General features: G+C 72.5%; 18 protein-coding genes. 6 read left to right on the top strand and 12 right to left on the bottom strand.

Annotation, left to right across the window (positions count from 1 at the left end):
- Window positions 1–142: 142 nt before the first annotated feature.
- The 4 genes from ACPYOM_RS04170 to ACPYOM_RS04155 all read right to left on the bottom strand — a co-directional run bounded on the left by ACPYOM_RS04170 (window position 143) and on the right by ACPYOM_RS04155 (window position 6,576).
- Complete coding sequence (locus ACPYOM_RS04170) at window positions 143–709, bottom strand: YflT domain-containing protein (protein ID WP_481344996.1); 567 nt, start codon at window positions 707–709, stop codon at window positions 143–145.
- A gap of 54 nt (window positions 710–763) precedes the next feature.
- Window positions 764–1,963 (bottom strand): acyl-CoA dehydrogenase family protein, encoded by a 1,200-nt coding sequence (locus ACPYOM_RS04165; RefSeq protein WP_481342226.1) that lies wholly within the window; start codon window positions 1,961–1,963, stop codon window positions 764–766.
- A gap of 168 nt (window positions 1,964–2,131) precedes the next feature.
- A complete protein-coding gene (locus ACPYOM_RS04160) occupies window positions 2,132–3,007 on the bottom strand; it encodes a caspase family protein (protein ID WP_481344995.1) in 876 nt (291 codons plus the stop codon).
- A 104-nt stretch (window positions 3,008–3,111) separates the two neighbouring features.
- On the bottom strand, window positions 3,112–6,576 hold the full coding sequence (locus ACPYOM_RS04155; RefSeq protein WP_481344994.1) for a DUF7379 domain-containing protein: 3,465 nt from the start codon (window positions 6,574–6,576) through the stop codon (window positions 3,112–3,114).
- 274 nt (window positions 6,577–6,850) lie between these two features.
- Here ACPYOM_RS04155 and ACPYOM_RS04150 point away from each other — a divergent pair, with 274 nt between their 5' ends.
- Entirely contained in the window at window positions 6,851–7,759 is a 909-nt protein-coding gene (locus ACPYOM_RS04150) for a serine protein kinase RIO (protein WP_481344993.1), read from the top strand.
- 92 nt (window positions 7,760–7,851) lie between these two features.
- Here ACPYOM_RS04150 and ACPYOM_RS04145 read toward each other — a convergent pair whose 3' ends face one another.
- The 3 genes from ACPYOM_RS04145 to ACPYOM_RS04135 all read right to left on the bottom strand — a co-directional run bounded on the left by ACPYOM_RS04145 (window position 7,852) and on the right by ACPYOM_RS04135 (window position 11,034).
- On the bottom strand, window positions 7,852–8,529 hold the full coding sequence (locus ACPYOM_RS04145; RefSeq protein ID WP_481344992.1) for a nitroreductase family protein: 678 nt from the start codon (window positions 8,527–8,529) through the stop codon (window positions 7,852–7,854).
- A 125-nt stretch (window positions 8,530–8,654) separates the two neighbouring features.
- A complete protein-coding gene (gene proS, locus ACPYOM_RS04140; RefSeq protein WP_481344991.1) occupies window positions 8,655–10,064 on the bottom strand; it encodes a proline--tRNA ligase in 1,410 nt (469 codons plus the stop codon).
- Between the two features lie 40 nt (window positions 10,065–10,104).
- On the bottom strand, window positions 10,105–11,034 hold the full coding sequence (locus ACPYOM_RS04135) for an extensin family protein (protein ID WP_481344990.1): 930 nt from the start codon (window positions 11,032–11,034) through the stop codon (window positions 10,105–10,107).
- Between the two features lie 175 nt (window positions 11,035–11,209).
- Between ACPYOM_RS04135 and sigJ the strand changes: the two genes are divergently transcribed.
- Entirely contained in the window at window positions 11,210–12,127 is a 918-nt protein-coding gene (gene sigJ / locus ACPYOM_RS04130; protein ID WP_481344989.1) for an RNA polymerase sigma factor SigJ, read from the top strand.
- A gap of 42 nt (window positions 12,128–12,169) precedes the next feature.
- Here the strand turns inward: sigJ and ACPYOM_RS04125 are convergent, their stop codons facing one another.
- Window positions 12,170–13,054 carry an HpcH/HpaI aldolase/citrate lyase family protein gene (locus ACPYOM_RS04125; protein ID WP_481344988.1) on the bottom strand — a complete coding sequence of 295 codons (885 nt, stop codon included), beginning with the start codon at window positions 13,052–13,054 and terminating at the stop codon, window positions 12,170–12,172.
- Window positions 13,055–13,057: 3 nt separating this feature from the next.
- Complete coding sequence (locus ACPYOM_RS04120) at window positions 13,058–14,152, bottom strand: HpcH/HpaI aldolase/citrate lyase family protein (RefSeq protein WP_481344987.1); 1,095 nt, start codon at window positions 14,150–14,152, stop codon at window positions 13,058–13,060.
- An 89-nt stretch (window positions 14,153–14,241) separates the two neighbouring features.
- Here ACPYOM_RS04120 and ACPYOM_RS04115 point away from each other — a divergent pair, with 89 nt between their 5' ends.
- The 4 genes from ACPYOM_RS04115 to ACPYOM_RS04100 all read left to right on the top strand — a co-directional run bounded on the left by ACPYOM_RS04115 (window position 14,242) and on the right by ACPYOM_RS04100 (window position 18,188).
- A complete protein-coding gene (locus tag ACPYOM_RS04115) occupies window positions 14,242–14,988 on the top strand; it encodes a hypothetical protein (RefSeq protein WP_481344986.1) in 747 nt (248 codons plus the stop codon).
- 18 nt (window positions 14,989–15,006) lie between these two features.
- Window positions 15,007–16,311, top strand: coding sequence for a magnesium transporter MgtE N-terminal domain-containing protein (locus ACPYOM_RS04110; RefSeq protein ID WP_481342215.1), 1,305 nt, complete (start codon window positions 15,007–15,009; stop codon window positions 16,309–16,311).
- Window positions 16,308–16,871, top strand: a complete 564-nt coding sequence (locus ACPYOM_RS04105; protein WP_481344985.1) for a DUF1003 domain-containing protein — start codon at window positions 16,308–16,310, stop codon at window positions 16,869–16,871. Before ACPYOM_RS04110 ends, ACPYOM_RS04105 begins: the two co-directional genes overlap by 4 nt.
- A 174-nt stretch (window positions 16,872–17,045) precedes the next feature.
- Window positions 17,046–18,188, top strand: a complete 1,143-nt coding sequence (locus tag ACPYOM_RS04100) for an Mrp/NBP35 family ATP-binding protein (protein WP_481344984.1) — start codon at window positions 17,046–17,048, stop codon at window positions 18,186–18,188.
- An 18-nt stretch (window positions 18,189–18,206) separates the two neighbouring features.
- On the opposite strand, the gene ACPYOM_RS04095 is transcribed toward ACPYOM_RS04100, so the two are convergent.
- The 3 genes from ACPYOM_RS04095 to ACPYOM_RS04085 form a co-directional block, all read right to left on the bottom strand.
- Window positions 18,207–20,036, bottom strand: coding sequence for an ABC transporter ATP-binding protein (locus ACPYOM_RS04095; protein ID WP_481344983.1), 1,830 nt, complete (start codon window positions 20,034–20,036; stop codon window positions 18,207–18,209).
- Window positions 20,033–21,817, bottom strand: coding sequence for an ABC transporter ATP-binding protein (locus tag ACPYOM_RS04090; RefSeq protein WP_481344982.1), 1,785 nt, complete (start codon window positions 21,815–21,817; stop codon window positions 20,033–20,035). The genes ACPYOM_RS04095 and ACPYOM_RS04090 overlap by 4 nt, the downstream gene beginning before the upstream one ends.
- Window positions 21,818–21,899: 82 nt before the next feature.
- Window positions 21,900–22,247 (bottom strand): twin-arginine translocase TatA/TatE family subunit, encoded by a 348-nt coding sequence (locus ACPYOM_RS04085; RefSeq protein ID WP_481342208.1) that lies wholly within the window; start codon window positions 22,245–22,247, stop codon window positions 21,900–21,902.
- Between the last annotated feature and the right edge of the window lie 2 nt (window positions 22,248–22,249).

Here is a 22,249-nt window from a genome sequence, read left to right as displayed (position 1 = left end):
ACACTCTCTCCCTCGTCGGCAGCGTCAGATGTGTATAAGAGACAGACGGGCGGGTGGGCATGGGGCTCCCTCCATCGGGTGGTCCTTCACCCGAGCAGACACGTCGGGGCGACGAACCGTTGCACGCCCCGGGTGCCCGGCCCTAGACCGCCGGGGGCGGCGGTCCGGGCTGCGGCGGCCGGTCGGGCGGGGCCGGCGACGGGTGCAGACCGACGATGCCGGCCTCGGCGAGGATGGCCCGCCCCTGCTGGGCGAACTTGTGCTCGCAGAACACCTCGTACTTCGTGGCGACGACCTGGCTCACCGAGGAGAAGTCGCGTGCTCCGCGCGTGAACGAGTAGCCGACGAGGGACCAGATCAGCCCGAACCCTGCGCCGTAGACGACGGTCAGCAGCAGGATGCTCGTCGGGTTGGAGGTCTGGGTGAAGAGCATGAGGATCAGACCGACGAACAGGCCGAGCCAGATGCCCGACAGCAGTCCGCCGAGCGCCACGCGGCCCCACGTGAGCCGTGCGGTGACCCGTTCGAGCTGCTTGAGCTCGGTGCCGACGATGAGGCAGTTCTCGACCGGGAACTCCTTGTCGGACAAGGTGTCCACGGCCTTCTGGGCATCCTCGTACTTGTCGAAGATGCCGAGTGACAGGGGGTAGTCGAGGGACAGAGTCGCGAATCCCGGCCGTCGCCCCGGACCCTTCGGTTGCAGGCTCATGCCCTCATCCTCGCACTCCGGCCGTCCCCGACCCGGGACCGGGAGACGTCGACCTCAGCCGCGGAGGCGGTACTCCTCGAGGAGGCGGCGCCCGATGATCATCCGCTGGATGTCGGCGGTCCCCTCCCCGATGAGCAGCATCGGCGCCTCCCGGTAGAGCCGCTCGATCTCGTACTCCTTGGAGTAGCCGTACCCGCCGTGGATCCGGAACGCGTCCTCGACGACCTGGGCGCAGTTCTCCGAGGCCAGGTACTTGGCCATCCCCGCCTCGAGGTCGTTGCGCTGCCCCGAGTCCTTCGTCCGGGCAGCCTTGACCATCATCGCGTGCGCCGCCTCCACCTTGACCGCCATGTCGGCCAACCGGAACAGCACCGCCTGGTGCTCGACGATCTTCTTGCCGAAGGTCTCCCGCTGCTGCGCGTACGCCACCGCCAGCTCGAACGCCCGCCGCGCCACCCCACAGCCCCGCGCGGCCACGTTGACCCGGCCCACCTCGACCCCGTCCATCATCTGGTAGAAACCCCGCCCCGGCTCGCCGCCGAGGACCTGGGCGTCGGTGCTGCGGTGCCCGTCCAGGAGCAGCTCGGTCGTGTCGACGCCCTTGTAGCCCATCTTCTCGATCTTGCCCGGCACCGTGATCCCCTGGGCCGTCTGGCCGAACCCGGGCTCCTTCTCCACCAGGAACGTCGTCATGTTCCGGTACACCGACTCCGCACCCGTGTCGGTCTTGACCAGCACCGCCACGAGGTTGGCCGACCCACCGTTGGTCAACCACATCTTCTGACCGGTGATCGACCACCCACCGTCGTCCTCGCGCACCGCCTTGGTCTTGATCGCCGACACGTCCGAGCCGCAGCCCGGCTCGCTCATCGAGAACGCCCCCCGCACCTCACCGGTGGCCATCCGGGGCAGGTAGCGCCGCTTCTGCTCCTCGGTGCCGTGCTGCAGGATCATGTACGCCACGATGAAGTGGGTGTTGATGATCCCGCTGACACTCATCCAGCCCCGGGCGATCTCCTCGACGCACAACGCGTACGTCAGCAGCGACTCCCCCAGCCCGCCGTACTCCTCCGGGATCATCAACCCGAAGATGCCCATCTGCTTCATGCCCTCGACGATCTCGCTCGGGTACTCGTCGCGGTGCTCCAGCTCGGTGGCCACCGGCAGGATCTGCTCCTCGACGAACTCACGCACGAGCTTGACCAGCTCGATCTGCTCCTCGGACAGGCCATCGGTCTGCTGCAGTCGGGACATGCTCGAATCGCCACCTTGCGTCTGGGCTGGACTGTGCCGGGACCTGCCGGGTCGGTGACGACCGGCCGGGTTCGGCTGCGACCGAGTATGCCGCCGGGCTCGTCGGCCGGGCAGGGCCCTCGCCTGTGAGGGTCGACACCTGTGGTCTCGGTCACCGGCGACCCGGCATCACCAGGGCTGGCCGAAGGCCACCTTCTTCGAGGCGACCGGGCCCTCGAGCGTCGAACGCTGGCTGAAGTCACCGCTCTTGAGGCCCGACGTCACGTTGCGCAGGAGCTCGGTACGGGTTGCGGCCCGGTTGCCGGCGAGGGCCTTGAGGAACAGGTACGTGAAGGCGCCGTTGGACCGGCCGTCGAAGGTCGCGTCGGACGCCGTCTGGTCCGGCTTGCAGGCCGCGAAGAGTACCGGCTTGGCCCCGGCGCGACGGCCCTTGGTCAGCTCGACGAGGGCCTTGCGGTCGACGGTGCGCGGCGCCGTGACCGACCTGATCGAGCGCACCTGCTCCAGTCCGGCCGGCGTCGGCGGTGGCAGGAAGCGCGGTGCGCGCCCGAGGACGGCCGCCTGCATGATCTCCTCGAGGTCACGCAGGCCGGTGCCGCTGTGGCAGGTGTCGAGGAGCACCTCGAGCAGGACGCCCTGCGGAACCGAGGCGAACAGGTCGCGCAGCTCGTCGTCGACGATGACGGTGTCGCGGTCCCACTGGTTGCCCCGCTGGCGGATGTCGTGGCAGGCGAAGGCCTCGTCCAGGCCGTCGGGCTCGGCGTCGCCGCCGGGTTCGTTGGGCACCTGGGTCCCGTGGCTGGAGAAGGTGAAGACGAGGTGGTCGCCGGGCTTGGCCCGCCTCACCATGTCGGTGAGCGCGCTCATGATGTTCTTCTTCGTCGCGTCGGCGTCGGTGAGGACCGTCGTGCCGCGCTTGGTGAAGCCGAAGGCGCGCAGACCCGCCGCGACGTCGTTGGCGTCGTTGACGCAGCCGTTGAGCCAGCTCGTGCGCGGGAGCGACGCGAACTCGTTGATGCCGACGCAGAGGGCCTTGCGTGCCATGGCCGTTCCTTCCTTCTCGGGAGTCGGGGTCGTGTGCGGTCGGTGCTGTGGTGCGGTCGTGCCGCCGCGGAGGATCGAGGCGGTGGGGGCGAGTGTGATGCGGCTCAAGCGATCTCGAGCACGGCGTCGGGTCGGGCGTAGACGACGTAGGCGAGCCAGGTGGGATCGCCCGCCTCCCGGGCGGCGGTGCGGGCTGCGGCGCTGGCGCGCGCCATCGGGGTGCCTCGGAGCAGCTCGTCGTAGAGCGTCTCGACGAAGACCCGCGCCGGCTCCTCGTGCACGGACCACAGGCACGAGACGAACGCCGACGCGCCGGCGTCGAGGAAGGCCTTGGCGAAGCCGCCGACGGTCGTGAACAGCTCGCCGCCACGGCCGGTCTGGCAGGCGTTGAGGACGACGACCGGGCCGGGTCGGCCCGCAGCGGCCCAGGCGACGTTCTGCGACACGTCGGTCGAGCTCAGGAACTGCTGGAGCACCTCCTGCCCGCGGCGCCGCCCCTTGAGCAGCACCCGGGCGTCGGCGATGTCCGCGGCGTCGGCAGCGCCGTGGCCGGAGAAGTGGAGCAGGTCGAAGGTCCCACCCCGCAGCACCCTCTCCACGCCGCTCGGGGTGGCCGTGACCGGCCGCGCCCCGAAGCGTTCGTGCAGGTAGGCGGCCTCGAGCAGCCCCACGTCGTTGCGGAACATCGGGTCGGCGTACTCCGGGCAGATGGTGCGCGCCCTCCCGGCGCGCACGCGGATCCGCTGTGGCGGAAGGCTGCCGAGCTGCCAGCGCACGAGCCCGCCCTGGGCGAGGAACCGCGGCTCGACGCCGCGCTTGCCCCGGGGCGGCTTGAGGTGGAACAGCTCCCACGGCACGTACGGCTCGTCCGTGTAGACGAGGAGGTCGCTGACCCGGTCGCGGTTGGCCCAGAGGTAGGCCCGCATGTCCGCGGGGAAGAACTGCTCGAACAGCAACGAGCCGGTGTTCTGCAGCTGCTTGAGGCGGCGCGCCTCGCTGAGGTCGGGGTCGCGGATGACGCGCTCCACCTCGGCGATGCGCTCCCGGACGAAGTCGTCGCGACCGACGATCGGACCGGACTCGAACAGGTGCGGCTCCTCTCCGGGCACCAGCCGCACGGCATAGGAGTAGACGCGCTCACCGCTCGGCCGGCGGCACTCGACGATGTCGAGGCACGGCAGCCCGTCGAGCTCGGGAGCATCGATGCCGGGGTGCACGGTCGCGCTCACCGGTGGCGGCGTCACGACGGACGCGGCCCCAGCCTTCGCGTCGAGGGTCACGTTCGCCACGGGTACCCATCCCTGGCGCAGGACGACCGCGACCGAGACCGGCCCGTCTGCGAGGGGTCGCGCGGAGAAGGTCAGCTCGCTCGCCCAGTCGCCGCTCGGCAGGCCGAACACCTTCGCCTCGCGCTCGAGCACCTCGACGTTGTCCTTGCCGAGCACCTGCACCGACACCGGTCGCTCGGCGACGAGCTCGACGGTCTCGGTGACGCTCGCCGTGCCCTCGGTGGCGGTGAGCCGCCCGCGAGCGAGCCGCACGCGCACGGTGAAGGTCTGGCCCGGCGTCAGGAGCGAGGGCATCTCGGCGGCCAGGCCGGCGCGCGTCGTCGGCGCGGCGGCCGGTTCGGGGGCCGGCTGCGGGGTCCCGCGCCGGGCCGTGACGCGGCCGGCGGGCGCCGGTGGGAGGTCGCGCGGCCCGCCACCGGTGGGCTCCTCCGGCTCCGCGCCGACCTGAGGCGGCAGCGACGCCGGCGGCAGCGACGCCGGCGGCAGCGACGCCGGCGGCAGCGGCGTCGGCGGCAGCGACGCCGGCGGCAGGGACGCCGGCGGCAGGGACGTCGGCGGCAGGGACGCCGGCGGCAGGGGCGTCGGCGGCAGGGGCGCCTCCGACGGCAGCGCCTCCGACGGCATCGGCTCGGCACCGGCCGTCATCCAGTCCGGGAGCGACGCGTCGTCGCCGGCGCCGGCACCGAGCCCCAGCGGCAGCCACTGCGACAGTGCACCGATCACCTCGAGCTGGGCGAAGTAGTCGACGTGCGTGACCGTCCCGTTGGTGCCCAGGGCCAGGGTGTCGCGCACGTAGCCCCCGCTCGGTGGTCCGATGGCCGACATCGACGCGACGTCGACGACGAGGTCGTTGGGGCCGTGGAAGAGCCCGTCGACGAACCCCTCGGCGAGCACGGTGGCCAGCTCCTTGGGGAGCCGGGCCGGGGCGTCGTGGCCGTCGAGGGAGGCGTGGAAGTCGCTGCTGACGACGTACCAGCTCGTCCCCGGCCCGGGCTGACCCGGCTGGTCCGCGTTGAGGTCGGTGACGAAGGGCCCACCGGGCACCATGGCGGCCAGGCCCGGGACCGCGGCGTGGTCACCGCTCGCCGTGGCCGCGGTCGCGAGGACCTTGACGAGGCTGCCGACCGCCCGCACGACGCCGCCGACGACCGCCGCGAAGGGAGCCGCGCCCGGGACGAGCCCGAGCCCGCTCGCAGCGAGCGTGACGAGGTTGGTGTAGAGGTCGACGAGGTCGCGCCACCGGGCCGGGTCGGCCAGGTGCGTTCCACCGTGCGTCGAGGCGACGAACACGGCGGTGTCGACCGTTGCTCCCCAGCCGGACCCGGGCAGCACCGACTCGATGAACGACCGGGTCACGAGCCCGCCACGGCTGTGCGTCACGACGTCGAGGACGAGGTCGTCGCGCACCCCCGCGACGTGGAGCCGCTCGAGCAGGTCGCGGGCGTTCTGCTCCGGGTCGAGGCTCAGGGTGCGGTGGTCGTAACCGATGACGGCGTCGTAGGCCTCGACGAGGGTCCGCACGAATCCACCGGCCCCGGGGGCCAGCGACAACGCGCCGAAGGCCCCCGCGGTCGAGGAGAACGTCCCGTGGACGAGGAGCAGGACCCGCGCGGGCCGGTCGGTCGGGAGGGGGACGTCGGCCAGCGTCTCGACGGGGAGCCACGTCTCGACCGGCTCGTCGGTGACGTGGACGAGGCCGGTGCGGGCCCCGGTCTCGAGCCGGTCGACGAGCGTGTCGAGCAGCGGTGACGCGAACCGCAGGACGACCGCCTCCGCCGCCCCGTGCACGAGGTCACCGAGCAGGCCCCGGTCCGTGTTCCCGGGCGGTCCGAGGGCTCGGGTTCGGTCACCGCGAGCGGCCGGTCGGCGTCGGGACGGCGCGGACGGACGCGTCGGCTGCACGTCGATGCGGAAGCTGACCGTCCGCGAGCCGTCGCCCAGCCCTCGGGTGCGGCCCCTCGGCAGGTGCCAGGACCACACGCCGTCCCGCTCGACGAGGACGACGGCGTCCTGTTCCGGGGGCACGTCGACGTCGACCGCGACGGTCCCCACGCGGTTGGCCGCAGCGCTGCCCAGGCCACGAGAGGCCCTCGGGGAGAGGGCGATCCGCTCGACGACGTCGAACTGCTCGTCCTGGAGGGCGGCGAGGACGCCCTCCTTGCGCGCCTCGGCCGACGAGGGCAGCGGGAGGTCGCGGGTGCGGTCCGGCGCGGGCGTGGCGTCGTAGTCCCGGGGCGTGCGTACGCGCACCGCTCCCCCACCGAAGGACGCGGTCGGCATTCCTGGCTCACCTCCGAGACGGACCCTGCTCCTTGCCACGGTAGAGCGGCAGAGGGCGGCTCTGATACCGAAACGGCACAAGTCGTCCGGGAGGACCCGTGCGGGCCGGGTCGTGGGGCGCGTCGGCGCGTAAATCGGTTGCCGACGGCGCGCGCCCGCGCCACTCTCTACCAGAGCGGGCCGCACACGGCCGTCCGCACCGACCCAAGGAGGGTGACATGTCGATCACGGTCCCGGGCATGACCGCCCAGCTCACTTCTTCCTTGGAGTTTCCTTGTCTTTCAATGCTTTCCACGAGGACGAATACGAGGTATTCGACCCTCACCTGACCGACGGCCGCCTGTCCGACCTCGACGTCGAGCAGTACGCGGTCGACACCGACCCCGACGGTCCACCCGAAGGCGAGCGGTGGTCGTCGTGGGACGGTGCGACCCACGGTCCCAAGCCGCGCCCCGAGTGGGTCATCACCGACCTCGGAGCCGTGGAGTCCGACCTCGGCGTCCTCAAGACGGGCAAGGAGGCCGACGTCCACCTCGTCCGGCGGTGGGTGCCAGGCTCGCCTGACCGCGACGTGCTCATGGCCGGCAAGCGGTACCGGTCGAGCAGGAACCGGCTCTTCCACCGCGACGCCGGCTACCTCGAGGGCCGTCGGGTCCGCAAGTCGCGCGAGACGCGGGCCATCCGCACGCGTACCTCGTTCGGCAAGGAGCTCATCAGTGGGCTCTGGGCCTTCGCGGAGTTCGAGACGCTGGTCCGGCTCTGGCACGAGGGCCTGCCCGTGCCGTACCCGGTGCAGATGTCCGACGAGGAGATGCTGATGGAGTTCATCGGCACTCCCGACGGGCAGGCTGCGCCGCGGCTCGCGCAGACCCGTCCGGACCCGGAGCTGCTGCCCGGGCTCTTCGAGCAGCTGCGCGACGCGATGCTCCGGCTGGCCCAGCTGGGCTGGGCGCACGGCGACCTCTCGCCGTACAACGTCCTTCTCGACGGCGAGGGCGAGGCGGCCAGGCTCGTCATCATCGACTGGCCGCAGGTCGTCGACGTCATCGGCAACCCGCACGGGCCCGATTTCCTCGAGCGCGACGCGCGCAACATCGGGGACTGGTTCACGCGTCGTGGGTTCGAGGTCGACCACGGCCTCGTCTTCGGTGACCTCATGGCGGCCGCGACGTCACGGTGGTGACGCCGCGGACGACGGCTCGACGACGACGTCGTGGCAGGCGGGCGGGGACCACGCGTTCGTGGCGTGGTCCCCGCCCCGGGACGGTTTCGGCGTCAGGACGGGGGCTCGGACAGGAAGTCGGCCGGGTGGCCGAACTTCCCCGAGTGGACGAACTCCTCGAGCGGCAGGCGGGATCGAGGGAGCCGTGCCCGGGTGCGCACCCAGTCGGGCATCTCGTCGTCGACGCCCGACGGTGCCGGTAGGCCCAGGGCGATGCCCGTCGTGACGGCCCAGTGCCGCGGTACGGCGAACGCCTCGTTCGCGGCGCGGTGGTCGAAGCCGCCGAACTGGCGCACCTGCAACCCCATCGACCGGGCCTGCACGGTGATGTGGGCGACGGCCTGGCCGAGGTCGAACATCGCGTAGTCGCTGTAGGACACCTCGTGGTCCTCGTCGGTCGCCACCTGGTGCAGCGTGAAGACGATCGCCGACGCCGACGGGGCCCACACCCGGTTCGGGGCGCTCAGCACCTCGATCATCGCGGCGTGCGTCTCGTCCCCGCGGCGGCCGACGATGAAGCCCCAGGGCTGCGAGTTGCCCGCCGACGGCGCCCACCGGGCGGCCTCGAGGATGGCCCGCAGGGCCTCGGGGGACAGCTCGTGCTCGCGGTCGTAGACCATGACGCTCTCACGGTCGCGCAGCAACGGCGTCAGCACCTCCGGCTGCGCCGTCCCGGGCTGCGGCACGGGTCGCCCGGGCGTCACCGTCTCGTCGCTGTGCTGCTCGCTCACGCGTCCACCGTCCTCACGTCAGTCTCAACGACGCCGCGGGCCCGGACCTTCCCCGGACCGACCGTGACGCCGAGCACCCCGGACGGGAGGTCCCGACCGACGCAACCACCGCCTTCGGGTTCGCGTCAGTAGGCACGGCCGACGACGGCGAGCACTCCGTCCGCGCCCTCCGACGGTGGCACCGAGCCGTCGGGCATCGTCAGGCACCGCACGGTGACGGTCGATGCGGCCAGCCGCTCCTCGCCCTCGACCCCGAGCGTCGCCCACGGGATCGTCGCCCATCCGGTGCGGGCGGCCTCGGCGGCCTCCTCGATCGTCGTCACGGCGCTCGTGCGCGCGTCACGGTGCGCCAGGGCAGCCGCGTAGAGGGAGTCCTGGTCCTCGGCGAGGGCCGCCGTGACGGTCGGCACGAGGGCGCGCAGCGACACCGGCGCCTTCCCCCCGGCGATGCGGCGCACCACGGTGACGCTGTCGTCGACGAGGTCGCGGGGCCCGACCTCGACCCGTACCGGGATGCCCTTGAGCTCGGCGTCGACCGCGCGGCGGCCGAAGGGGGTGTCGGTGCGGTCGTCGAGCTCGGCACGGACACCGGCGGCGACGAGGTCGGTGCGGACCCGAGCCGCGGCCTCGGCGACCCCCTCGCCTGCCTTGACGACCATGACGAGCGCCTGCACCGGTGCCAGACGTGGCGGAACCTGCAGGCCGGCGTCGTCGCCGTGGCACATGATCAGGCCGCCGAGCATGCGGGTGGAGGTGCCCCACGAGGTCGTCCAGCACAGCTCCCGGTGGCCCTGCTCGGACAGGTAGGTGATGTCGAACGCCGTGGCGAAGTTCTGGCCGAGCTCATGGCTCGTCCCCATCTGCAGGGCCTTGCCGTCGCGCATCATCGCCTCCAGCGCAAGGGTGTTCGTCGCCCCGGCGAAACGCTCGCGAGCGGTCTTGCGGCCGAGGACCACCGGCATCGCGAGCATCTCCCGCATGAAGGCCGCGTAGACCTCGGAGTGGATGCGCCAGGCGTAGTCGCGTGCGTCCTGCTCGGTCGCGTGCGCCGTGTGGCCCTCCTGCCAGAGGAACTCGCTGGTGCGCAGGAAGACCCGCGGGCGCAGCTCCCACCGCACGACGTTGGCCCACTGGTTGAGCAGCAGCGGCAGGTCGCGGTAGCTCTGGGTCCACTTCGCCATGTACTCGCCGATGACGGTCTCGGACGTCGGGCGCACGACGACCGGCTCGTCGAGCTCCTTGCCGCCCGCGTGGGTGACCACAGCCAGCTCGGGGCTGAAGCCCTCGACGTGCTCGGCCTCGCGGGTCAGGTAGGACTCCGGGATGAAGAGCGGGAAGTAGGCGTTGCGGGCGCCGGCCTCCTTGATCCGCCGGTCCATGTCGGCCTGCATCCGCTCCCAGATCGCGTAGCCGTACGGGCGGATGACCATGGTGCCGCGCACCGGACCGTTGTCGGCCAGCTCCGCCTTGGCGATGACGTCCTGGTACCAGCGCGGGAAGTCCTCCACCTGCGGGGTGAGCACGCTCCGGGGCATGCGGCCGATCCTACGGTCGCCCGCGCGGCGGGCGTCGCGCTCAGGCGTCACGCGCCTCGCGCATCGTGGCCCGGAGGAAGGCCTGCCACGCCTCGACGCCGTCGGTCAGCTCGCCCTCGCCCCCGTGGTCGCGCAGGATGGCGGTCGTCGCGTCCCGCGTCGCCGCGTCGAGCCGGCCGGTGATCGTCACCTCGCCGCGTCCCCACACGTGGACGCACATGGCCTGGACCGCCTGGACCTGGGCGCCCGAGCGCGGGATGAGCCGGGGGACGCCGCCGGGGCCGAAGCGTCCGCTGTCGACGTGGATGTGGTTGCCGTGCGAGGCGTCGAACAGGTAGGTCAGCACGTCCGCGAAGTGCAGGTGCAGGCCGGCCGCCACCTGCCAGTAGGTCCGGAGCCGGCGGCGCACCTCGGCGGCGGTGTCGTCGCGCCAGCGGTCGTAGCGCAGCGAGGCGACGTCCCGTCCGTCGGCGCGGAGGCGGGCGACGTCGAGCGCCTGGCCGGAGTGGTGCCACGACGTGCCGGCACCCCTGGTCCAGCCGCCGTAGGAGTGCAGGGCCTCCGGGCGCTGGCCGGTCAGCGCCCGGTGCGTCGTCATCCACGCCGCGAGCGTGGCGGCGAAGGCGTCCTGCACGTAGTACGGCGTCGCCCGGCCGTCGACCTCGTAGTGGTGGGCCGCCCCGCCGACGGCGTCCCGGCGTCGGAGCACGGACCGCTCGACCGCGACGGGATGGTCCCTGGCCTCCGGCGTCATCGTCACGGGGTGGTCCGGCGCGATCACCGAGGCGAGCGCCCAGCCGCCGCCGGCGACCGCGGCGGCCCCGAGCCCACCGAGGACGAGGACACCCCGACGCGTCAGCCGCAGTGGCGGCTCGTTCCCGAAGCCGGGCGCACGCGTGGGGCCCGGCCGGCCCGCAGAAGTTCGCGCGGTCGACGCGGGCCTCGGCGGGCGCGTCTCGGGCGTCGTCACGGCCCCAGTCTCACCCGGGTCGGCCCTGCACGGGAAACGGGGCCGGCTCCGGCGCGTCCGCCATGTCACACCGTGGGCGCGACGCGTGTCCACCTGTCGAACCGCATGCGCCGCCGGTCCCTGCGATGATCGCGGTGGCCGGCCGGCAGCCACCAGACCACGAGGTGAGGAACCGATGAGGACCCCTGCGACACCGGACGCCGCCGACGGGACGCCCGCGACCCGGCACCCCCAGACGGCGGTCTTCGAGGAGCACCGCGGCACGCTCGTCGGTGCCGCCTACCGGATCCTGTCCAGCCACAGCGACGCCGAGGACGTCGTGCAGGAGGCGTGGCTGCGGTGGCGCGACGTCGACCTGTCCACGGTCGACGAGCCGCGCGCCTTCCTGCTGACGGTGACGACGCGTCTGGCCCTCAACCGCCTTCGCCAGCTGCGCTCGCGCCGCGAGACCTACGTCGGCCCGTGGTTGCCCGAGCCGGTCGCGAGCGACCCCCGGGACGACGGTGCCGCCGCCGCCGAGCTGGCCGACGAGGTGTCGATGGCGATGCTCATCGTCCTCGAGTCGCTCAGCCCGCTGGAGCGCGCGGCGTTCGTCCTGACCGAGGTGTTCGGCATGCCGGCCACTGAGGTGGCCACGACGCTCGACCGGTCACCCGCGGCGGTGCGCCAGCTCGTGCACCGGGCACGCTCGCACGTCGAGGCGCGGCGGCCCCGGAGCGTCGTCGACGCGGCTCGGCACCGGGAGGTGACCGAACGGTTCCTCGCCGCGGCCGCCGGCGGTCAGGTCGAGGCGCTCTTCGAGGTGCTAGCCCCCGACGTCACCCTCGTCAGCGACGGCGGCGGGATCCGCCGCGCGGCCCTGCGCCCGATCCACACGGCGGACAAGGTCGCCCGCTGGCTCGCCGGCGTCCTGAACCGGCCGGAGTCGGCGGCCGTGACCGGTGCCGAGGTGCGCGTCGTCAACGGCGAGGACGCGGTCGTGCTGCTGACCGCCGAGGGCGTCGACTCGGTGTGGTTCCTCACCGTCGAGGACGACCGCGTCGTGGCCGTGTACGGCATCCGCAACCCCGACAAGCTCCACGCGGTCACCTGAGCCGCTCCCCGGGTCGAGGTCTCGGCAGCGGACGGAGGCGGGTCAGTCGGCGAGGGCCGAGATCGCCTCGGCGGTCGCGATGACCTTGCGCGCCGTGTCGACGTGGAGGTTCTCGACGAGCCGACCGTTCAGCGTGGCGACGCCACGGCCCTCGGACTGCGCCTGCTCGAACGCCTCGATGACGGCGCGGGCGTCCTCGACCTGCCCGGCACTCGGGGCGAAGACCTCGTTGGCCGGGCCGACCTGTGCCGGGTGGATGAGCGTCTTGCCGTCGAAGCCGAGCTCCCGACCCTGACGCGCCTCGGCGAGGAACCCGTCGGCGTCCTTGACGTCGTTGAAGACGCCGTCGAGCACCGCGACGCCGGCCGCCCGGGCCCCGAGCACCGCCAGCTGCAGGCTCGTCATGACGGCGGCGCGACCCGGCGCGAAGGAGGCCCCGAGCTCCTTGTAGAGGTCGTTGGTCCCGAGGACGAGACAGGCCAGCCGGTCCGACGCAGCGGCGATCCGGGCGGCGTCGAGGATCGCCGCCGGGGTCTCGACCATGGCCCACAGCCGCGTGCGCTCCGGGGCACCCGCGGCCTCGAGCGCGTCGACGAGGGAGCGCACCTCGTCGGCGGACCCGACCTTGGGCACGACGACGGCATCCGGGCCGGCAGCGGCCGCGGCGGCGAGGTCGTCCTCGTGCCACCGCGTCCCGATGGCGTTGACGCGTATCGTCAGCTCGCGTCGACCGTAGGCGCCCGATCGAGCTGCGGCACAGGCGTTCTCGCGAGCGGAGCCCTTGGCCTCCGGCGCGACGGCATCCTCGAGGTCGAGGATCAGCCCGTCGACGGGCAGCGTCCTGGCCTTCTCGAGCGCCCGTTCGTTGGAGCTCGGCAGGTAGAGCACCGAGCGACGCGGACGGAAGGCGGTCTCGTCGGGTCCCATTCCTCAGGCCCCTTGTCCCTGGAGCTCGGGTTCGGCGGGTTCGGCGGGTTCGGCGTAGCGTCGAGCGAGGTCGGGATCGGTGGCCGCGAGCCGCTCGGCGAGCTCGACGATGACGAGGCACTGCTTGAGGCTTGCGTCGTCCTCCATCTTCCCGTCGAGCATGACCGCCCCGGTGCCGTCGCCCATGGCGGCGACGACGCGTCGGGCGTGGCGCACGTCGTCGGGCGACGGGCTGAACACCCGCTTGGCGATGTCGATCTGCACCGGGTGCAGCGACCACGCCCCGACACAGCCGAGCAGGAACGCGTTGCGGAACTGGTCCTCGCACGCGACGACGTCCGTGATGTCGCCGAACGGGCCGTAGTACGGGTAGATGCCGTGCATCGCGCAGGCGTCGACCATCCGGGCGATCGTGTAGTGCCACAGGTCCTGCTGGTGCACCGGGCGGGTCGCGTGGACGTCGTCGCCCGGTGCGTCCTCGCGCACGAGGTAGCCGGGGTGGCCACCGCCGACACGGGTCGTCTTCATCCGGCGGTCGGCCGCGAGGTCGGCCGGCCCGAGGGAGAGGCCCTGCATGCGCGGGCTGGCCCCGCAGATCTCCTCGACGTTGACCATGCCGCGCGCCGTCTCGAGGATCGCGTGCACGAGGATCGGACGCGTCAGCCCCGCCCTGGCCTCCAGCTGGGCCAGCAGCCGGTCGACGTAGTGGATGTCCTCGGCGCCCTGCACCTTGGGGACCATGACGACGTCCAGCTTGTCGCCGATCTCGGTGACCAGCGTCGTCAGGTCGTCGAGCGCCCACGGGCTGTCGAGCGCGTTGACGCGCGTCCACAGCTGCGTGTGCTCGCCGAAGTCGGTGGTCTTCGCGACGGCGACGAGACCCGCCCGGGCCGCCTCCTTGCGGTCGGCCTTGACGGCGTCCTCGAGGTTGCCGAGCAGCACGTCCACCGTGCCGACGAGGCCGGGGACCTTGGCCGCCATCTTCTCGTTGCTCGGGTCGAAGAAGTGGATGACCCGCGACGGGCGGGCCGGCACCTGCGTGAGCGGAGCCGGCGCACCCACCGCGAGGGGACGGAAGAAGTCCTTCGCGCTGCGCATGGGCGCCAACCTAGCGGCGGCCCCACGGCACCGGTTATGACCGCGCTCACGCCCGGCCGGCATGAGGTGCGGATCACTAGGGTGGCCCTGTGAGCGACCCCAGCACCGCGCCAGCGACGACCGGGCCCACCGGCGAGCCCGTCGGCGAGCCCATCCACGAGCCCGTCCACGAGCCCACCGACCGCACCGTCGTCCGCGGCACGACCGACGACTCCACGCACACCCCCCGCGCACCGGCCGCCAACCTCAGCGCGCTCCTCGGCGAGGCGATGGGCAAGTCCGGGCTGCTGTGGATCGACGTCGCCGACGACCGTGCCTGGCCGGCCTGGCACGTGTGGGACGAGGGCGCGGCGCTCGTCGTCAGCGGTCCGGGCGAGCAGCCGCTGCCCTGGCTGCCGAAGGAGGTCCGACTGGTCCTGCGCAGCAAGGACACCGGTGGCCGGCTGCTCACCGTCCGCGCGACGGTCCACGTCCTGCAACCCGGCACGCCCCAGTGGGCCCGAGCCGCCGACCTGCTCAAGGCCTCTCGGCTCAACGCCGTCGACGACTCGCTGGCCCGGTGGGCCGCCGAGTGCACCATCACCGCGCTCGTCCCGTTCGGGGAGCCGGTCGAGTCGCCCGGCGCCTACTCCGCCGACGCCCACCGGGCCGCACCGGCCCGCACCACCGCCACGACGACCGCCTGGCGCCCCTGGCACCTGGGCGGCCGCGGCGAGGAGAAGGCCCAGCGCCAGCAGGCACGCGCCGAGGAGCGGAGCCGGCGCAAGGCGGCCAAGGAGCGGGCCAAGATGCGCAAGCACCAGCAGCGACGTGGCGGACGTCGCCGTCCGTCCTGACCGAATAGCCTTGGCGTCATGAGTGGAAACACCCGCGTCTTCGTCGCGCGCCTGACCGGCCTGAGCGTCTTCGACCCGCTCGGCGACCAGGTCGGGCGCGTCCGCGACGTCGTGGTGGTGTTTCCCGCGGGCCGGCCGCAGCCGCGCGTCATCGGTCTGGTCGTCGAGGTGCCCGGGCGCCGCCGCGTCTTCGTGCCGATGACCCGCGTCACCTCCATCGACGCCGGTGCCGTCATCACGACGGGTCTGGTCAACATGCGCCGCTTCGAGCAGCGCACCAACGAGGTGCTCGTCGCCGCCGAGCTGTTCGACCGCGCCGTCCACGTCACCACCCCCGACGCCATCGAGGCCGGCTTCGCCGATGCCGTCGTCGAGGACCTCGCCATCGAGCAGGGGCCCCGACGCGACTGGCTCGGTGTCAAGGTGTTCGTGCGCCAGGTCTCCGGCGTCTCGTCGGCCTCGCGCGCCGTCTCGCGGCTGACCCGCCGCCGTTCCGGCAAGACGATGCTCGTCGACATCCGCGACGTCACCGGTCTGCACGACCAGGCCGCCGCCCAGAGCGCCGAGCGGCTCCTCGAGACCTACGACGACCTCAAGGTCGCCGACCTCGCTGAGGTGATCCACGACCTCAACCCCAAGCGTCGCGCCGAGGTGGCCGCCGCGCTCGACGACGAGCGCCTCGCCGACGTCCTCGAGGAGCTGCCCGAGGACGACCAGGTCGAGATCATCGCCGGCCTCGACACCGAGCGCGCCGCCGACGTCCTCGAGGCGATGGAGCCCGACGACGCCGCGGACCTGCTCGCCGACCTGCCGCCCGAGCAGGCCGAGCAGCTGCTCCAGCTCATGGAGCCCGAGGACGCGGCTCCCCTTCGCCGCCTGCTGACGTACGACGAGAACACCGCCGGCGGCATGATGACGACCGAGCCCGTCGTCCTCGGTCCCGAGGCCACCATCGCCGAGGCCCTCGCGATGGTCCGCCGCGAGGAGCTCGCGCCGGCTCTCGCGTCGATGGTCTACGTGTGCCGTCCGCCGCTCGAGGTCCCGACCGGCCGCTACCTCGGGCTCGTCCACATCCAGCGGCTGCTGCGCGAGCCGCCGCACGCCGCCGTCGGCAGCATCATCGACAAGGAGATGGAGCCGGTGCCGGCGAGCGCCTCGCTCGAGACCGTCACGCGCACCCTCGCGACGTACAACCTCGTGTCGCTGCCCGTCGTCGACGACGACGGACGCCTCATCGGCGCGGTCACCGTCGACGACGTCCTCGACCACATCCTCCCGGAGGACTGGCGTGAGGAGCGGCACGAGCTGGAGGTGCGCCCGTGAGCGAGCGAGCCGAGCGGCGCACCGGCCCGCGGGGCAGCCGCATCGACAAGCTCGACAAGCTGGACCAGCCACGCGAGCAGCGGCCCCGCCTCCTGACCGTGTCGTTCTCGCAGGAGGCCTTCGGGGTCCTGTCCGAGAAGTTCGCGCGGTTCATGGGCACCGCGCAGTTCCTCATCGGGATGACGGTCTTCGTCGTCGCGTGGATCGGCTGGAACGTCCTCGCCCCGCGCGACCTCGTCTTCGACGAGTACCCCTTCATCTTCCTGACGCTGATGCTCAGCCTGCAGGCCTCGTACGCCGCGCCGCTCATCCTCCTCGCCCAGAACCGGCAGGCCGACCGCGACCGCGTCGCCCTCGAGCAGGACCGCGCCCGCGACGAGCGCAACCTCGCCGACACCGAGTTCCTGACGCGCGAGGTCGCCTCGCTGCGCCTGGCCCTGCGCGAGCAGGCGACGCGCGACTTCCTCCGCTCCGAGCTCCGCAGCCTCATCGACGAGCTCGAGGAGCGCGCCCTCATCCACCGCTCCGACGAGCCCACCCCCGCGCAACACACCGAGTAGTCGCCAACCCGTCACGGGTACACCCCGACGCGTTGGCCACTGCTCGGTGTGTTGCGCTCCGGGGTGGCCACTCGGTGGGTGCCTGCGGTGTGCGTCGCCGTGGGTGGCGGCGTGTGTCGCGGTAGACACGGACCGTGGTCGGGAGGGCCGCGGGCGCGACCTACGATGGAGGACATGTCCGCCCCCGCGCTGCCGAGCCGTGACACCCTGCTCACGGCACTGTCGAAGGTCAACGACCCCGAGATCCGCAAGCCGATCACCGAGCTCGGCATGGTCAAGTCGGTCGAGGTCGACGACGCCGGTGCGGTGGCCGTGGCCATCTACCTCACGGTCTCGGGCTGCCCGATGAAGGACACCCTGACCCGCGACACGACGGCAGCCCTCCTCGCGGTCGAGGGCGTGACCTCCGTCGACGTCGCCCTCGACGTCATGAGCGACGAGCAGCGCGCGGCCCTGCGCCAGCAGCTGCGCGGCGGCGCACCCGAGAAGGAGATCCCCTTCGCCAGGCCGAACAGCCTGACGCGCGTCTACGCGGTCGCGTCCGGCAAGGGCGGCGTCGGCAAGTCCTCGGTCACCGTCAACCTCGCGGCCGCCATGGCCGAGCAGGGCCTGCGGGTCGGGGTGGTCGACGCCGACGTCTACGGCTTCTCGGTGCCGCGCATGCTCGGCGTCGAGCAGCGCCCGACGCAGGTCGACGACATGATCCTGCCGCCGGTCAGCCACGACGTGAAGGTCATCTCGATCGGCATGTTCGTGCCCGGCAACCAGCCCGTCGTGTGGCGCGGCCCCATGCTGCACCGGGCCCTGCAGCAGTTCCTCGGCGACGTCTTCTGGGGGGACCTCGACGTCCTGCTGCTCGACCTGCCCCCCGGCACCGGCGACATCGCCATCTCGGTGGCCCAGCTCATCCCGACGGCCGAGATCCTCGTCGTCACGACGCCGCAACAGGCCGCCGCCGAGGTCGCCGAGCGCGCCGGGTCGATCGCCCTGCAGACCCACCAGCGCCTCGCCGGCGTCATCGAGAACATGAGCTGGCTCGAGCTGCCCGACGGCACGCGTCAGGAGATCTTCGGCTCCGGCGGCGGCCGCGCCGTCGCCGACTCGCTGAGCCGCAGCATCGGCGCGCCCGTCGAGCTGCTCGGCCAGATCCCGCTCGACACGCGGCTGCGCGAGGGCGGCGACGCCGGCACGCCCGTCGTCCTCGGCGCCCCGGACTCGGCCGCGGGGGTCGCGCTGCGGGGCATCGCGCGGGGCCTCGCGAGCCGGGCCCGCGGCCTGGCCGGCCGCTCCCTCGGCCTGAGCCCCGTCGGGCGCTGAACGCGCCCGGGGGGCGACTCAGGCCAGGGAGTCCATCCAGGCCCGGTGCAGGCCGGCGAACCGGCCCGACCCGGCCTCGATGAGGTCGCCCGGCGCACCGTCCTCGACGATGCGCCCGTGCTCCATGACGAGCACCCGGTCGGCGATCTCGACGGTCGACAGGCGGTGCGCGATGACGACGGCGGTGCGCCCGGCGAGGATGGTCTGCAGGGCCCGCTGCACGAGCCGCTCGGACGGGATGTCGAGGGAGGACGTCGCCTCGTCGAGGATGAGCACCGCGGGGTCGGCGAGGAAGGCCCGGGCGAACGCGACGAGCTGACGCTGGCCGGCGCTGAGCAGGCCACCACGGTTGGACACCGGCGTCGCGTACCCCTCGGGCAGGGCGGAGATGAACGCGTGCGCACCGAGGGCCCGCGCCGCGGCCTGCACCTGTTCGTCGGTGGCCTCGGGCCGGCCGAAGCGGATGTTGTCGGCGACCGTGCCGCTGAACAGGTAGCTCTCCTGGGTCACCATGACGACCGCGCGGTGCAGGTCCTCGGACCGGATGCGGCGCAGGTCGACGCCGTCGAGCAGCACCGCGCCCCGCGTCGGGTCGTAGAACCGCGTCGCCAGCTTGGCCAGGGTCGTCTTGCCGGCACCGGTCGTCCCGACGAGGGCGACGGTCTGGCCCGCGGGGACCGTGAGGTCGAGGTCGGGCAGGACGGGGGTGCCGGGCACGTACTCGAACCGGACGTGCTCGAGACGCAGCTCGCCGCGCGCCCCCTCGAGCGCGACGGGGTCGGTCGGCTCAGGGACGTCGGGCTCCTCCTCGAGGACGCCGGACAGCTTCTCGAGCGCGGCCGAGGCGGACTGGAAGGTGTTGTAGAACTGGGAGATCTCCATCATCGGCTCGAAGAACTGCCGCAGGTACAGCAGGAACGCGGCGAGCACGCCGACCGTGACCTCGCCCTCGTAGGCGAGGTAGCCGCCGTAGAGCAGCACCACCGCGATGGTGACGTTGCCGATGAGGCGGATGCCGGGCATGAACCAGGCGACGAGGCGGAACGCGACGAGGTTGGCGCGCCGGTACTGGTCGTTGACGTCGTCGAAGATCTCCTGGTTGCGCGGCTCGCGGCGGAAGGCCTGGACCGCGCGGATGCCGTTCATCGACTCGACGAAGTGGACGATGACGAGGGCGACCTTCTCGCGGGTCGCGCGGTAGCTGCGCGCCGACTCCTTGCGGAACCAGTTGGTCAGCCAGGCGAGGAACGGGCCGCAGAGCAGGGCGACGAGACCGAGCTTGACGTCGAGGACGAGCAGCAGGACGGACGTGCCGACGAGCGTCAGCGCGGCCGTGACGAGGCCGTCGAAGCCGGTCTCGAGCATCTCGTAGATGGCATCGACGTCGGAGGTCTGGCGCGAGATGACGCGGCCCGAGGTGTACCGGTCGTGGAAGGCGGGGCTGAGGCGCTGGAAGTGCCGGAAGACGCGCCGGCGGATGGAGAGGAGGATGTCCTGGCCGATCTGGCCGGAGCGCACGAGGAAGAGGTTGCGCGCGACGGCCTGGGTGAGCGTGGCGGCGAGGACGAGGGCGACGACGACGAGCAGCGGTTCGAGGTCGCCGGAGTCACGGATCGGCGGGATGCCGACGTCGATGCCCTCCTTGACGAGGTACGGGATGGCGAGGCGGGCCCCGTTCTCGACGACGACGACGGCCATGAGCCACCACAGCGCCCGCCGCCACGGCCGCATCACGTCGGCGAGCAGCCGCCGTGAGCGGCCCGCGAGCCGGGCCGAGGCCTGCGCGGTCAGCTCGCCCTCGGTCTCGTCCGAGGCGACGCCGCGCCAGTCCTGCACGGGCGCGCTCATGCCGACACCTCCGCCGGGGCGTCGTGTCCGGCCACCGGGTCCGCGGCGAGCAGCTCGCGGTAGGCCGGGACGGTGTCGAGCAGCTCGCGATGGGTGCCGACGTGGGTGATGGTGCCGCCCTGCAGGAGGGCCACGCGGTCGGCGAGCAGGACGGTCGAGGCGCGGTGGGCGACGATGAGGCCGGTGGTCTCGGACAGCACTCGCGACAGCGCCTCCTCGACGAGGTTCTCGGTGTGGACGTCGAGCGCGGAGAGGGTGTCGTCGAGGACGAGGACCGCCGGACGCGACAGGACGGCGCGCGCGAGGGCGAGCCGCTGGCGCTGCCCGCCGGACAGCGACAGGCCCTGCTCCCCGATGCGGGTGTCGAGCCCCCACGGCAGGTCGTGGACGAATCCCGCCTGGGCGATCTCGAGCGCGGCGAGGACCTCGTGCTCGGTGGCCTCGACCCGACCGAGGGTCACGTTCTCGCGGGCGCTCATCGAGAAGAGGGTCGGCTCCTCGAAGGCCGTGGCGACGAGGCTGCGCAGCGCCGCGAGGTCGAGGTCGCGCACGTCGACGCCGTCGATGGTGATGCGCCCACCGGTGACGTCGAACAGCCGGGGCACGAGCGAGGTCAGCGCGGTCTTGCCGGTGCCCGTGGCGCCGACGAGGGCGACCGTCTGCCCCGGTGGCAGGTCGAGGTTGACGTCGCGCAGCACCGGCTGGTCGGGGGCGTCGGGAAAGGCGAAGTCGACGTGCTCGAAGCGCAGGTGGCCGCGCCTCGGCGTCGACGTCTGCCCGCCCGAGACGATCTCGGGTGCGGTGTCGAAGATCTCGAGGACCCGGGCCGCCGCGGTCATCGCCTCCTGGGCCATCGCGAGGATGACGCCGAGCGAGGAGACCGGCCACACGAGCGAGAGCATCAGGGTGATGAAGGCGACGAGCTCGCCCGGCGTGAGCGCACCGCGGCCGACGCCGATCGCCCCGAGGAGCAGCACGACGACGACGGCGAGGTTGGGGATGACCTCCAGGAAGGTCCAGAACTTCGCGGAGAGGCGCACCTTGTCCATGCTCGTCGCGCGCAGCTCGAGCGCGGCCGCGTCGTAACGACCGGACACGTGGTCGCTGCGGCCGAACGACTTGATGACGCGGATGCCGACGGCACCCTCCTCGGCCTGGGTCGCGAGGTCACCCTGCTGGTCCTGGACCCGGCGCGAGACGACGACGTAGGCCTTCTCGAAGCGCATCGAGAGCCAGATGATCGGCACCGACACGGCGGCCACGACGACCCCGAGCGGCCAGTACATCGACAGCAGGACGCCGGTGACGACGACGAGCTGCAGGACGTTGACGACGAGGAACAGCAGGCCGAACCCGCTGAACCGGCGGATCGCCGACAGGTCGGTGGTGGCTCGCGAGAGCAGCTGGCCGGACTGCCACCGCGTGTGGAAGCTCATCGGCAGCGCCTGCAGACGCTCGTAGAGGTCGCGGCGCAGCGCGGTCTCGAGGCCGAGGACGGCGTTGGACTGCACCCAGCGGCGCACGAAGATCAGCACGGCCTCGAGGACACCGAGGCCGAGCGCGAGCAGCCCGAGCGGCAGGACCGGGCCGAGCTCGTGCCGCGAGATCGGCCCGTCGATGATGGCGCGCGTCACCAGTGGCAGGGCGATGGACAGCCCGACGCCGGCGAGCGAGGCGGTGAACATGACGACCAGGGCCCGACGGTGCGGCCGCAGGTACCCCCGCAGGCGCCAGAGGGAGCGGACGGAGGCAGGCGGGTGCGCGACGGGTTCGAGAGACATCAGCTCCTGACGATAGCTGCCGCCCCCGACAGCCGATGCCTCTGGGTCAGATCGTTTTCTCGGCGGGGACCCGACGGCGTGCTCAGGTGGCCTCGGCGTCCCACGGCGTCGGTTTCGACGGGTCGTGGCCGCGCGGCAGGCTCACCGGTTTGTCCGGCTCCGGCTCGGGCTCGTCGGCCGGCGCGCTCAGGGCGTCGCGGACGATCCGGCGCGGGTCGTACTGGCGCGGGTCGTAGGCCCGCCAGTCGATGTCGGAGAACTCCGGACCCATCTCGTCCTTGAGCTGCTCCTTGGCCCGGTCGGCCATGGCCCGCGCCTGCCGGACGAACCGGCCGAACTTGGCGGCGTACTCGGGAAGGCGCTCGGGGCCGAGGACGATGACCGCGAGGAGGCCGAGCAGGAGCAGCTCCCACCCGTTGATGTCGAACACTC

This window comes from Monashia sp. HAY1-2A, from assembly GCF_056755315.1.
This window is presented reverse-complemented; position numbering and strand designations above follow the sequence as displayed.